The organism is Pseudoalteromonas prydzensis, assembly GCF_011050055.1.
In the GTDB taxonomy this organism is placed as follows: Bacteria; Pseudomonadota; Gammaproteobacteria; order Enterobacterales; family Alteromonadaceae; genus Pseudoalteromonas; species Pseudoalteromonas prydzensis_A.
This window is the reverse complement of sequence record NZ_DRGM01000139.1, coordinates 1-13,403: the sequence shown is the minus strand read 5'-3', so window position 1 is coordinate 13,403 and position 13,403 is coordinate 1. Positions and strand designations below refer to the sequence as shown.

General features: G+C 42.2%; 9 protein-coding genes. 7 read left to right on the top strand and 2 right to left on the bottom strand.

Annotation, left to right across the window (positions count from 1 at the left end):
- Together alaS and csrA are read left to right on the top strand one after the other, a co-directional pair.
- Positions 1-1,749 (top strand): alanine--tRNA ligase (gene alaS / locus ENH88_RS13385; protein ID WP_304182812.1); only part of this gene is annotated, 1,749 nt, incomplete at its 5' end.
- Positions 1,750-2,353: 604 nt separating this feature from the next.
- Positions 2,354-2,545, top strand: a complete 192-nt coding sequence (gene csrA, locus ENH88_RS13380; RefSeq protein WP_004587515.1) for a carbon storage regulator CsrA — start codon at positions 2,354-2,356, stop codon at positions 2,543-2,545.
- A 26-nt stretch (positions 2,546-2,571) separates the two neighbouring features.
- Here the strand turns inward: csrA and ENH88_RS13375 are convergent, their stop codons facing one another.
- The gene (locus tag ENH88_RS13375) at positions 2,572-3,039 is read right to left on the bottom strand and encodes a YcxB family protein (protein WP_304182799.1); all 468 of its coding nucleotides are present in this window, start codon (positions 3,037-3,039) and stop codon (positions 2,572-2,574) included.
- 134 nt (positions 3,040-3,173) lie between these two features.
- Here ENH88_RS13375 and ENH88_RS13370 point away from each other — a divergent pair, with 134 nt between their 5' ends.
- Positions 3,174-4,103, top strand: coding sequence for a hypothetical protein (locus tag ENH88_RS13370; RefSeq protein WP_304182797.1), 930 nt, complete (start codon positions 3,174-3,176; stop codon positions 4,101-4,103).
- Here the strand turns inward: ENH88_RS13370 and barA are convergent.
- Complete coding sequence (barA, locus tag ENH88_RS13365; protein WP_304182796.1) at positions 4,100-6,871, bottom strand: two-component sensor histidine kinase BarA; 2,772 nt, start codon at positions 6,869-6,871, stop codon at positions 4,100-4,102. The genes ENH88_RS13370 and barA overlap by 4 nt on opposite strands.
- A gap of 98 nt (positions 6,872-6,969) precedes the next feature.
- Between barA and rlmD the strand changes: the two genes are divergently transcribed.
- The 4 genes from rlmD to ENH88_RS13345 all read left to right on the top strand — a co-directional run bounded on the left by rlmD (position 6,970) and on the right by ENH88_RS13345 (position 13,305).
- Positions 6,970-8,295, top strand: a complete 1,326-nt coding sequence (gene rlmD / locus ENH88_RS13360) for a 23S rRNA (uracil(1939)-C(5))-methyltransferase RlmD (RefSeq protein ID WP_304182795.1) — start codon at positions 6,970-6,972, stop codon at positions 8,293-8,295.
- Positions 8,296-8,303: 8 nt separating this feature from the next.
- Positions 8,304-10,460, top strand: a complete 2,157-nt coding sequence (gene relA, locus ENH88_RS13355) for a GTP diphosphokinase (RefSeq protein ID WP_304182793.1) — start codon at positions 8,304-8,306, stop codon at positions 10,458-10,460.
- 274 nt (positions 10,461-10,734) lie between these two features.
- Positions 10,735-11,532: a nucleoside triphosphate pyrophosphohydrolase gene (mazG, locus tag ENH88_RS13350; protein WP_304182791.1), complete on the top strand. Its 798-nt coding sequence runs from the start codon at positions 10,735-10,737 to the stop codon at positions 11,530-11,532.
- Between the two features lie 138 nt (positions 11,533-11,670).
- Positions 11,671-13,305 (top strand): CTP synthase, encoded by a 1,635-nt coding sequence (locus tag ENH88_RS13345; RefSeq protein ID WP_304182790.1) that lies wholly within the window; start codon positions 11,671-11,673, stop codon positions 13,303-13,305.
- Positions 13,306-13,403 lie beyond the last annotated feature (98 nt).

Below are 13,403 nucleotides of genomic sequence, written 5' to 3'. Positions count from 1 at the left end.
TTTTTAATCTCTGATGGGGTGATGCCATCAAATGAAGGCCGTGGTTATGTACTGCGCCGTATTATTCGTCGTGCTGTACGCCACGGTAACAAACTTGGCGCAAAAGGTTCGTTCTTCTATAAGTTAGTTGCCGCATTAATCGAGCAAATGGGCCAAGCGTACCCTGAGCTTGCAAAGCAGCAAGAAATCATCGAAAAAGTACTGCGTATCGAAGAAGAACAATTTGGTAAAACCCTTGAGCGTGGTTTAGCTATCTTAGAAGAAAGTTTGACTGACTTAACCGGCGATGTGATCCCGGGTGAGTTAGTCTTTAAACTTTATGACACCTATGGTTTCCCTGCTGATTTAACCGCTGATGTAGCGCGTGAGCGTTTCATGAGCATTGATGAAGACGGTTTTCAACAGTGCATGGCTGTACAGCGCAAAACAGCGCAGCAAGCCGGTAAATTTGGTGCTGATTACAACCAACAATTAAAATCTGATAAACACACTGATTTTAAAGGCTATGACGCAACGCATTATAGCGGTACTGTGATTGAAATGTTCGCACAGGGCGAAGCTGTATCTGTACTTGAAGATGGTCAACAAGGCATTGTGGTGCTAGATCGCACCCCGTTTTACGCAGAATCTGGTGGCCAAGTTGGCGACACCGGCACATTAACAGTAGCCGGTGGTGAGTTTACAGTAACTAATACGACAAAGCTTGGTAATGCCTTTGCACATCACGGTACTGTAATGGGCCGTATTGGTGTCAACGATAAAGTGGAAGCGAGTATTGATGATGCGCGTCGTGCTCGTGTTAAAAAGAACCACACGGCAACACATATTCTTCACGAAGCACTGCGCCAGTTATTAGGTGAACACGTATCACAAAAAGGTTCATTGGTTGATCCTGAACGTTTACGTTTTGACTTCTCACATTTTGAAGCGGTGACTAAAGCTGAACTACGTGAAATTGAGCGCGTTGTTAATGACGAAATACGTCGTAACTTTGCCTTAAACACTGAGTTGATGGCCATTGATACAGCCAAAGAAAAAGGCGCTATGGCGTTATTTGGTGAGAAATATGATGACGAAGTGCGCGTAGTAACTATTGGCGATTACTCTATCGAATTGTGTGGTGGTACTCACGTAAACCGTGCTGGTGATATTGGTTTATTTAAAATCGTATCAGAGAGTGGAATTGCAGCCGGTGTACGCCGTATTGAAGCGGTAACAGGCGCAGACGCAATTGCCTACGTTAGCGAGCAAGAACAACACCTAAACGACGTTGCAGCGCTTGTAAAAGGCGACAGCGCATCAGTACTTGAAAAAGTAACGGTCTTGCTTGAAAAAGCAAAAGGTTTAGAAAAGCAGATTGCTCAGCTTAACGATAAACTAGCAAGTGCAGCGGGCGCTTCATTGCTTGATTCAGTTGTTGAAATTAATGGTGTTAAACTACTGGTTGCTAATGTTGAAGGCACTGAATCAAAAGCCTTACGTGGTATGGTTGATGATCTTAAGAACAAGATTGGCTCAGGTGTGATTGCTTTAGGTGTAGCTGATGGCGACAAAGTAAGTTTAATTGTCGGTGTCACGAAAGACCTAACTGGCAAAGTGAAAGCCGGTGAGCTGGTAAATCACATGGCATCACAAGTGGGTGGTAAAGGCGGCGGTCGTCCTGATATGGCGCAAGCGGGTGGCTCAGAGCCACAAAACTTAAGCTCGGCACTTGATAGTGTAACGGCTTGGTTAACCGAGCGTACGTAAGCGTATTAGCGCACTTTTTAGTTGCATACCTTGGAGGCTCAATTGAGTCTTCTAAGGTGTTTATACTCAGTGTGCTTCAAAGCGATTAAATCACTTACTAAATTCAACACAGTTAGCGTTGAAAAGAGCCGCTGGAGATAGATTTATTATCCAAAGTTCAGCTTAAAACACACCACAGTTGTTTTTTATTGGCTATCGACTTTTTCTTGTATATGAAAAAATAGACTATGCTTTACAGTGTGGATAAAGATTTTTAGCAACCACTTGAAGTATTGAGCGATAATCACCATTATATTAATTGTAAAGAGATTTCTGGTGGTTACTTAGTTGCTAAAACCCTGTTGTGGCAGTGAGTACGGGATCACATCCTAGTGCAGTAAGTATGTTTTTATGGGTTAACGTAAACAGCTATTAAGTTAATATCTGATATTAAAATATTAGTTTACATAGATGAAACAGACCTAGAATTGGCAATAGGTGTATTACAAAGAGTTTTTTTAACAGAAAATGAATCGATTTAGAGTTTTTACTTACTTTTAAGCTTTATTTTCTTTAAGATACAAACGCGGAATCTTTTAATTTATTGGAATACGGGAGCAAGAGAATGCTAATACTAACTCGTCGAGTAGGTGAAACCCTAATGATTGGTGACGAAGTAACTGTCACTGTACTAGGTGTTAAAGGAAATCAAGTACGTATTGGTGTTAATGCACCTAAAGACGTTTCAGTACATCGTGAAGAAATTTACATGCGTATTCAAGCTGAAAAGTCTAACCCGAATCCGGGCAATGCTTAATCAATTTAATTGATATGAAAGAGCCACTATTTAGTGGCTCTTTTTTTTATGTATGCAATGATCTCATCATTCAGTACGCTATTTGAAATATACTGCATACCGCGGCGGCTTTTTAAAATAATACCGCGAGGAGTAAAAATCACTTCATCGATATCTTGCCACGCTAGCTGGTAGCTCTTATGCGGGTTAACACTCTTGAAGCCTTCTTTATCTATGCTTAAAGTCGCTTCTGACCCCGATGCGCGACTGAGCATTTGCCGCGTTACCCACCAAGGTCTGCGATAATAAAATGCCACGCATTCAAGCACCGCAGCCATAATCAAAAAATTACCTAAGTAGTGTTTTTCTAACCAATAAATAGCCGTTAGTCCCAAACTAACCAATAATACTAAAAAAACATATTTTGGCTTTGCCTGCGCGCTGTAAGGCAGAGACTCATCAAAACATTCGTAAAAATAGGGCTTATCTAATGTATAAGTGGTGCTAAATGACATGATTAATTAATTCAGGATTACTGTGCAGTTATTTTAGCAAGCTTAGTCGCAAAAAGCCGTTTTTTTAGGTGTTCATTTGTTTGTTACTATGAGAGCTTAATATAGTGTTTTACTATTTGTGGGTGAGGGGAGCGATGTTGAGTTTTATTGGTTTAACTTGGGCGTTGTCTAGTAATGCATTTTTGGTAATGGGGGATATGCCGTATACCCCAATAGATGCGCTAAATTTAGCGCCGAAGGGAGTTTTAGGCAGTAAAATAAATACCACGGAACATGCTTTTTTACTCCATGTAGGCGATATAAAATCAGGGGCTGAGCCTTGTACAAATGAGTTGCTGACAAAAAATAAACAGTTGTTGAGTGCTTTAACCACACAACCATTTATTTATACCCCAGGTGATAATGAATGGACCGATTGTGATCGAGCAAATTTAACGCCTCGCTATGATGAATTAGAGCGCTTAGTATTTTTAAAAAGCTTAATGTACGACCGCGCATACCTAGAAAAAGCCAAACAACTGGAACAATTTAAGCGCCAAGCAAGCATGGCAGAAAATGCCCGTTGGCAGTTCGCAGGTGTGGAATTTATCACGCTGCATATTGCCGGCACGCATAATGGTCGCAGGCAGATACTGCACAGTGATAAACAGCTTGCTTATCAACAAGCCGATGCAAGAGATGCAAATAACCTGCAGTGGTTGGCACAAGCAAACCCAACCGCTAAAGGGTATGTTATTGCTTTTCAAGCTGATATTTACACACATCAAACGGATCAGCCAGCATGCAGCGCAGCGCTACAGCAAGCATGTGATGGTTTTAAAGTTTACCGAGATGCCATACGCGAGTTTGCGAGCACGGTGAAAAAGCCCGTTTTAGTGATCCACGGCGATACCGGCCCGTATTGTCAGCAGTCTTTAGCAAACAACTTAACAAGGCTTAATGTGCCAGGTGATTATATGGTCAGTGATATTGCTAAAGTCGCGTTGGCACAACAAAATGCCACTGTAACATGGCAGATCAGTAGCTTAAAAAGTGGTAAACCGCTTGAGCAACAGTGCCGTTAATGTTCGACCAAGCCTGCATCGCTTATTAGGTTGTTAAGTTCGTCTTGCAACTCAAATAGCTCAGGCTCAATATAACTTAAATCACAATCACCTTTTAATGCGGTTTCCAGTGCTTCTGCAAGCGCTTTTAACTTCGGAACACCCGTGTAGCAACAGGCACCGTGAAATTTATGAATAATACTTAGCACATGCTCACAATCTTGGTTATCGGTTGCTTCTTCAAGCAAGCGTAAGGTTTCAGGCACACTCAGTAACAACATATTGAGCATTTCAAGCGCTAACTCGTTTTTGCCGCCGGCACGTTGTAAGGCTAAAGGCCAATCTAATGAGGTGCTGGTAAATGGTGGCTCAAGAGTCACTAAATCATTGCGACTTTTATCACGTCGCAGCGGTGATTGTGGGCTGTGGCTGTGATCACTAATAATTTGTTTCAGCATATCTTCATCAATAGGCTTAGTTAAATAACCTTTAAAGCCATCGGTGATCAGTTGCTCTTTTTCACCCGCTAAGGCATGTGCTGTGACTGCAATAATAGGCGTATCTTCGTTTAAGGATGATTCGAGGATCAGTTTACAGGCGGTAATACCGTCCATAATAGGCATTTGAATATCCATAAAGATAATGTCGTACTTGTGGCTTTTGCTCAAGCTATAGGCTTGTGAGCCATTATGAGCGGTATCAATAGTTTCAATCTGCTCTTCTAGTAAAGTACAAATTAACTTTAAATTGGCGTCGTTATCATCAACCACTAATACTTTTAGCGGTAATAATTTTTCGTCATTTTCTTCAATATTATGCACGGGATGATCGAGTCGATACGGCGCGGCAAGCACTTCACAGAGTTTACGGTGATTAAGTGGTTTACTCAAACACGCATCTGCACCACAGCCAATATACGCTTCGCGCATATTATGCGATACCGAATTAAGCATTAAGTACAGGTAGTCGGTCGATTCACGGACTGCTTTGATATAGCTTTTTAATCGTTGCATTTCGTCAACAGCGGCCACGTGACCAATAATGCAAATATCGTAATTAAACTCTTTATTGAGCTCTTGTAAAAAGCTTTCTTGATCAAAGCATGCAGTAACTTGAGTTTGCCATTCGGTCAGCAACGAGAGTACGGCATGATGGGTATGCTCGTGCGGTTCTAGGTATAAAATACGCTTATTAACGAGGGATTTACTTGGCAGGTCGCTGGTATAGCTATGACTTGGCAATCTAAACACACTATTAAAGGTAAAACAGGTACCACTACCCGGTGCTGAGTTTAAGGTGATCCGGCCGCCCATATTTTCAACAATGTGTTTGGTGATAATAAGGCCTAACCCTGTGCCACCAAATTTACGCGTAATACTGGAATCAGCTTGGCCAAATGGAGTGAACAGAGCATCTTGTTTATCCATCGGGATACCGACACCTGTGTCCGTCACTGACACCAAAATAGAGGTACGTTCTTCATCAAGTAAACGATGGCCAACATCGATTTTAATTGCCCCTTTTTCGGTGAATTTAATGGCATTGCTGATCAGGTTGATCAGCACTTGTTTAAAGCGAGTTGGATCGCCAGTAATGTTATCTGGCACCTGCGCATTGATATAAATTGATAGCTCAAGCTGTTTCTCATGTGCACTTGGGGCAAGTAAGGTTAGCACTTCATTGATGGTATCGCGCAGTTGAAACTGGATAGACTCAAGTTCCATGGCGCCAGCTTCAAGCTTAGAGAAATCTAAAATATCACTGATGATAGTCATTAAGCTATTTGCTGAGAGCTCAATGGTATCGAGGTAATCTTTTTGATGTTTATTCAGCGGTGTTTTATGTAATTGTCGGGTAAAGCCGATCACCCCATTAAGCGGCGTGCGCAGTTCGTGACTCATTTTTGCCAAAAAGTCAGACTTTACGCGGTTGGCATCTTGGGCATCGGTTTTAGCAATACTAAGCTGAATATTTTGTGTTTCGTATAGTTCTAATGATTCGCGTAAATCACTGGTTGCTTGATCAATGTGCTTTTGCATTTCATCTTTTTGCATCACCATAGTATCTGAAATGGTGTTAAGACCTTGGCGTAATAACTCAAACTCGCCCATCATTGGCGCGGTTAGGCCAGTTTCCCTTTTTCCTTCAATTAACCTATCGGTAGCGAGTACTAACTTATTTAACGGGTTCATAAACATGTGACTCAGCCTGATGGCTAGAATAGCGGCCAGTACTAAGGCCAAAATGATCACAATGCCGCTGACTAATAATGCTTGTTGTTGACCAATAATGGCTTGATCTTTATTGAGCTGGATAACCACAGTGCCAAGGGATGTTTGAAAGGCGGCGTTGTTCCACTGTGCATCTGGAGTAGAGTGATTGATGATTGGCGTGAAAAAAGTAATAAGCTGATTGCTGGTGACTACTTGCGTATTTTTACCTACTTGTAAGTGTTCAGTATGCATTAAATCATCAAAGTCACGGTGGTAATTACTGGTTAATACCAGTTCATTATGCTCGTCAAAAATGGCGATGGTTTTAATTGCTGGAGAATGTTTATTATGCGCGTGGCTGATCAAACGGTTAAGCAACTGCTTATTTTTTGCTAGTAATGGTTGTTCAATGGCGATTGAAAGTGGCTCAGAAATAGTGGTGCCTTGCTGATATAAAATTTCATCAAGCTCAATGTAACGATTTATTGTAAAATAGCCGCCAAGGAGTAATCCGATAATCACTGTGGGAATGAGTGTTAGCGTTAAAACTGAGTCGCGCAAACCAAGTTTAGTCATAAGTGAACGTTGTTATCATTATTAGTTAGTTAAAGAGTATATACTTATAAGCTAGTAATCAATCACCCTCGTAGAATCAATATTTAAGGTGTTGCCCGATGGCGCAGTTTTTCCAAGCAAAAAAGAAAACCCTTTCTGGGCAGTCGTTAACGTTAGCCATTACTGGCATGGATCATCAAGGTCGGGGCATTGCCAAACACAATAATAAAGTGTGCTTTGTCAGCGGGGCATTGACAGGCGAAACGGTTAAAGCCAAATTAACCGAAGATAAAGCCCGCTATAGTGCTGCTAAAACATTAAAAGTTGAACACCCGAGTGATGCCAGAGTAAAACCATTTTGCGAGTACTATCAACAATGTGGGGGTTGCCAACTGCAACACTTGCGTCTTGATCAGCAATTAGTTGAAAAGCAATTAGCGGTGAGCCAGTTGTTTGCCAAGTTCGCCAAGCTTGATGCAATGAACTGGCAAGCCCCGTTATTGAGCGAATCAACACATTACCGTCGCAGTGCGCGGTTAGCGGTGATGTTTGATAAAACCGCAAAAAAAATGCGTGTAGGCTATCGCGCGCAAGGCTCTAAACAAATAGTAAGCGTGCAACACTGCGCGGTATTAAGTGAAGCGTTTGCAGATATTTTCACTGTATTTGATGAACTGTTAAATCAATACAATGAACTTCGCAGTGTCAGCCATATACAATTATGTCAGGCGGATGAGCAAAATTTTGTGGTGATCCGCCATACTAAAACCATTAGTGATAAATTAAAAAGCACCATTGTAGAACTGGGATTAACTCATCTGTGGCAAATCATTTGGCAGGGTGAAACCCAACAAATTAACCATGACCACTTAGCGATGCCATTTTATCAGTTACCTGAACTTGGTTTAAAATTTACTTTTGGCTTGGAGAACTTTATTCAAGTGAATGCGCAGGTTAATCAGGCTATGTTATCTCAAGCGGTTGATTGGCTTAACTTAAATGGGAATGAGCAAGTGCTTGACCTATTTTGCGGGATTGGTAACTTCTCGTTAGCGCTGGCAAACAACGCAAAAATGGTGGTTGGTGTCGAAGGAGTCGCTTCTGCGGTTGCAATGGCGACACAAAATGCGCAAACTAACCATATAGCCAATGCTCATTTTCATTGTTTTGATTTAACACAAAACATGCAGCATGCACCGTGGTTTAATAAAGAATTGGATATATTAGTACTCGATCCTTCACGTACTGGTGCCATAGCTATTTTAGAGCAACTGCCTCTTGAGCAATTTAAAACGATTTTATATGTTTCTTGCGATCCTGTGACTTTAGCCCGTGACAGCGCAATTATTACGCAAGCTGCATTTTCACTTGAAAAAATTGGGCTAATGAATATGTTTCCACACACCGGGCATATTGAAACAATGGCGTTATTTCAAAGGAGGTAGAGCGCATTATGGTAGCTACTCGGCAATCACACCAGCACGACAAACCGGGTGATTTCAGCACACGACTTGGTTTACTGAACTTAACGCAAGAAAAATGCGAGTTATTAACTAAAGCGAACACCCTTTGCGCTGAGCTGCACAATCATCAGCAACAAAATATTGCCATGGAAATGGTCGAAATTTTGGTGGAAATGAACCTCGACGCAGATACCTTAGCGACAGCGTATATTACGCCATGCTTTTTAGCTGATCTGATTGATATTGAAAAAGTCACTGATGTGATGGGTAATCATGTGGCAACGCTATTAACAGGTGTTGCGCAAATGGCGACTATTAGCACCTTGGCTCATCAAGGCACCGGCACCGTTCAAGTTGATAACATACGGCGTATGTTATTAGCTATGGTTGAGGATGTACGTGCTGTTGTAATCAAACTAGCAGAGCAAGTATGCCATTTACGTGATGTTAAAAACGCCAGTGAAGAAGAACGCGTTATTGCGGCAAAAGAAACCGCAGATATTTTTGCGCCACTTGCTAATCGTTTAGGGATTGGTCAATTAAAGTGGGAGCTGGAAGATTTAGCGTTTCGTTACCTACACCCAGATGTTTATAAGAATATTGCCAAGCAATTAGATGACAAACGACTCGGTCGTGAAGCCTATATGGTCGATATGGTTGAACAAGTTAAAAACAAACTTGCTCAAGCAGGTATCAAAGGTGAGGTCTATGGTCGGCCAAAACATATTTACAGCATTTATAAAAAAATGGCGCAAAAGAATTACGAGTTTGATCAGCTGTTTGATATTCGCGCCATGCGCATTGTCGTTGATGAACTGCAAGATTGTTACGGTGCGCTGGGCATTGTGCACACTAACTGGCGTCACCTGAATAAAGAATTTGATGATTATATTGCCACCCCTAAACAAAATGGCTATCAATCAATTCACACCGTAGTGTTTGGCCCTGAAGGCAAAACCGTTGAAATTCAAATTCGCACTCATGCCATGCACCAAGACGCCGAGCTTGGTGTTGCTGCGCACTGGATGTATAAAGAAGGCGCGTTGCCAGGACGTGGTTCTGGTTACGAGCAAAAAATTAGCTGGTTGCGTAAATTATTGCAATGGCAAGAAGAAGTGGTTGATGGCAGCGATTTAGCCGAAGAGCTAAAAAATCAAGTGGTTGAAGATCGCGTTTATATTTTTACCCCGCGAGGCGATATTTTTGATTTGCCGCTGGGCGCAACGCCACTGGATTTTGCTTATTATATTCACTCGAATGTGGGGCATCGTTGTATTGGCGCCAAAGTATTTGGCAAAATAGTGCCATTTACCCATCAATTGCATACCGGTGATCAGGTTGAAATTTTAACCCAAAAACAACCTAACCCGAGTCGCGACTGGTTAAATCCATCACTGGGTTATATTAAATCATCTCGGGCTCGAGCGAAAATACACCATTGGTTTAAACAACTCGACCGTGATAAAAACCTCAGTGCTGGCAAAGAAATTCTTGATAATGAATTACAAAAACTCGATCTTACCTATAAGCATCTAGAACCGGCGATTTCGCGCTATAACTTTAAAGAGCTAGATGACTTAATGGTCGCGATTGGCGCAGGCGATGTGCGTTTAAATCAGCTGTTAAATTTTATAACCGACCGCTCTGATGACGAGCCGGTGATCCGCTTTAAAAACCCCACTAAAAGCAGTGGTGATAAAAACGGCATCGTGGTTGATGGTGTAGGCAGTTTAATGAGCCACGTGGCTAAGTGTTGCCGCCCAGTACCTGGCGAGCAGATCATCGGCTATATCACCCAAGGACGTGGTATTGCTGTGCACCGTGAGGATTGTGATTCATTTACCAATCTAAAGTCGCAGCACCCTGAACGGGTCGTCGCGGTTAGCTGGTCAGACGAAATTAACGGCTCTTACGCGTTGGCAATTAAAATTGAAGCCAGCGATAGAGCAGGGCTTATTCGCGACATCAGCTCAGTACTGGCAAATGAAAAGGTCAATGTGCTGAATCTGAATATGGAAACCGTGGACGACCGTCAATTAGCGCTATTTACTATGCAAGTTGAAGTGCATGATTTATCAAGCACCAATCGGCTATTATCCAAGTTGCATCAAATTGAAGGTGTACATGAAGCCAAGCGCAGCCACTAGGGTCTGTTGACCTTTCAAGGTTGAATTTGCAGCAGTCTGTTTGGTATTTAGGCAAGGCAGAGCCTATGTGGTGTGGTTATTCCCCATAAATAGGCGATAACGCAGCATCAATGCCAAACAGGCGCTGCCCGAAGGGTTCTGTCTAGGGGCAATTAACTCTTTGTTGCTCGGTTTTTACTTAGCCCACTAGGTTACAAACCTCGCGCCGCGATTAAATTGCCCCTAGTTTGAACAAATATTAATCCGCAAAGGTCAACAGACCATAGAGAGTAGTATGGAACATCAAAATACATTAGCTGAGTTATTGGCGATCATGGTTAAGTTACGTGATCCCGATACCGGCTGTCCGTGGGATATAAAACAAGATTTTAAATCAATCGTGCCGCATACTTTAGAAGAAGCATACGAAGTTGCAGACTGCATAGAAAAAGGTGATTTTAGTGAGCTGCAGAACGAGCTAGGAGATTTGCTCTTTCAAGTGATTTTTTATGCGCAATTGGCTAACGAGCAAGGGTTATTTGATTTTAATGATGTAGTGGCAGGCCTTAATAGTAAGTTAGTGCGCCGTCACCCGCATGTATTTAGTGAGCAACAAGCCTTAACAGATCAACAACTCAGTGAGCAATACCAAGCAATAAAAGCGCAAGAGCGGGCAGCTAAGGTTGTGCCACATACCAGCTCATTGTGGCAGGATATACCCGCGAATTTACCTAGCTTGAGCAAAGCTAAAAAAATTCAGCAACGAGTTGCAGGGCTCGGCTTTGATTGGCCAAGTTATCATGGTGCATTAGATAAAGTGGCCGAAGAAGTTGATGAAGTAAAAGAAGCACTCGCGGTTGATCCGCATTCAGCGCACAGCGCCGAAGAAGTGGGCGATCTATTATTTGCGACGGTTAATGTGGCGCGGCATATTAAACGTGATCCAGAGCAGCTATTACGTGCCGCAAATGATAAATTTTCAGTACGTTTTGAAAAAGTTCAAGCATATTTAGCCGAGCGAGGGCAGTCACTTGATACTGCAACGCTCGAACAAATGGACGCCGCGTGGGAAGCGATAAAAAAGCCCGTGTAAATAAGGATAGACTCTGAGTGCATTTTTTGTGCAGAGAATTGCTAACTTTCACTGGATTGATGGCAGTGCCTTTGCTATAATTTCGCCCCGTCTTGATTCTATATTTTTCCTTTTAATTCCTGATATTCTAGGGTTCGCATGAGTACAAAATTTATCTTCGTTACCGGCGGGGTTGTTTCCTCGTTGGGTAAAGGTATTGCAGCAGCATCGTTGGCAGCTATATTAGAGGCCCGCGGTTTAAATGTTACCATTTTAAAGCTGGATCCTTACATCAACGTTGACCCAGGCACAATGAGCCCAATTCAACATGGTGAAGTATTTGTCACCGAAGACGGTGCTGAAACCGACCTTGATTTAGGTCACTATGAACGTTTCATCCGTACTAAAATGACAAGCCGTAACAACTTCACACAAGGTCGTGTATATGAAGATGTGCTGCGTCGTGAGCGTCGTGGTGAGTACCTTGGTGCAACAATTCAGGTAATTCCACATATTACCAACGATATTAAGCAACGTGTTTATGACGGTGCAGAAGGCCATGATGTGGCAATCGTTGAAATTGGTGGCACGGTTGGTGATATTGAGTCACAACCATTCTTAGAAGCAATTCGTCAGCTTGGCACAGAGATTGGCCGTGAGCGCGCATTGTTTATTCACTTAACGTTAGTGCCATTCTTAGGCCCTGCGGGTGAAGTGAAAACTAAACCAACTCAGCATTCTGTAAAAGAATTACGCTCAATTGGTATTCAGCCAGACATTCTTATCTGTCGTTCAGATCGTAAATTACCAAACAACGAACGTGCGAAGATTGCTCTTTTCACTAACGTTGAAGAAAAAGCAGTTATTTCATTACCAGATGTAGACAGCATTTACAAAATTCCTGCGCTGTTAAAATCGCAAGAGCTTGATAACTTTGTATGTCGTCGCTTCCACCTTGATTGCCCAGAAGCCGATTTAGTTGAATGGGAACAAGTGTTATACCAAGAGTCAAACCCAACGGGTGAAGTGACTATCGGTATGGTTGGTAAATACATTGAGTTACCAGATGCTTATAAATCTGTAAACGAAGCATTGAAACATGCCGGCCTTAAAAACCGTTTAACAGTTAATATTCAATATGTTGATTCGCAAGATTTAGAAAGTAAAGGCACTGAGCTACTTGCTAATCTTGATGCTATTTTAGTACCAGGCGGTTTTGGTGGTCGTGGTGTTGAAGGTAAAATTTTAGCCGCTCAATATGCTCGCGAAAATAAAGTACCTTACCTTGGTATCTGTTTAGGTATGCAAGTTGCGCTAATTGAGTACGCACGTAATGTTGCCGGCTTAACTGATGCAAATTCAACCGAATTTAATGCCAATTCGTCAAGCCCAGTGGTTGGTTTGATCACTGAATGGCTAGATGCGGAAGGTAACATTGAAACACGTAGCGAAAAATCTGATTTAGGTGGCACTATGCGTTTAGGCGCACAAAAATGTCATTTAACACCAGGCTCAAAAGTACGTGAAGTATATGGTAGTGATGAGATTGTTGAACGTCATCGTCATCGTTACGAAGTAAACAATAATTTTGTTGAACAGCTTGAAAAAGCTGGCTTGAGTTTCACTGGTTTATCGGAAGATAAAAAGCTAGTTGAGATCATCGAGAATAAAGATCACCCGTGGTTTATTGCGGCTCAATTCCACCCGGAATTCACCTCAACACCACGCGATGGTCATCCGTTGTTTGAAGGGTTTGTTGCCGCTGCGCATACTCATCAAAAAGCGTCATCGTAATGTGAATAAGCCGTGCTCTATGCACGGCTTATTTGTTTTTAAAGCCGACGGCATTAAGGATAATTAATAAAGTCGGAGTAGACTCACCATTTTGGGAA

Excerpts from the sequence above, each read along its gene's own strand:
- ENH88_RS13375 (WP_304182799.1), bottom strand. The coding sequence starts at position 3,039 with ATGTCATTTAGCACCACTTATACATTAGATAAGCCCTATTTTTACGAA.
- ENH88_RS13345 (WP_304182790.1), top strand. The coding sequence starts at position 11,671 with ATGAGTACAAAATTTATCTTCGTTACCGGCGGGGTTGTTTCCTCGTTG.
- relA (WP_304182793.1), top strand. The coding sequence starts at position 8,304 with ATGGTAGCTACTCGGCAATCACACCAGCACGACAAACCGGGTGATTTC.
- mazG (WP_304182791.1), top strand. The coding sequence starts at position 10,735 with ATGGAACATCAAAATACATTAGCTGAGTTATTGGCGATCATGGTTAAG.
- rlmD (WP_304182795.1), top strand. The coding sequence starts at position 6,970 with ATGGCGCAGTTTTTCCAAGCAAAAAAGAAAACCCTTTCTGGGCAGTCG.
- csrA (WP_004587515.1), top strand. The coding sequence starts at position 2,354 with ATGCTAATACTAACTCGTCGAGTAGGTGAAACCCTAATGATTGGTGAC.
- barA (WP_304182796.1), bottom strand. The coding sequence starts at position 6,871 with ATGACTAAACTTGGTTTGCGCGACTCAGTTTTAACGCTAACACTCATT.
- ENH88_RS13370 (WP_304182797.1), top strand. The coding sequence starts at position 3,174 with ATGTTGAGTTTTATTGGTTTAACTTGGGCGTTGTCTAGTAATGCATTT.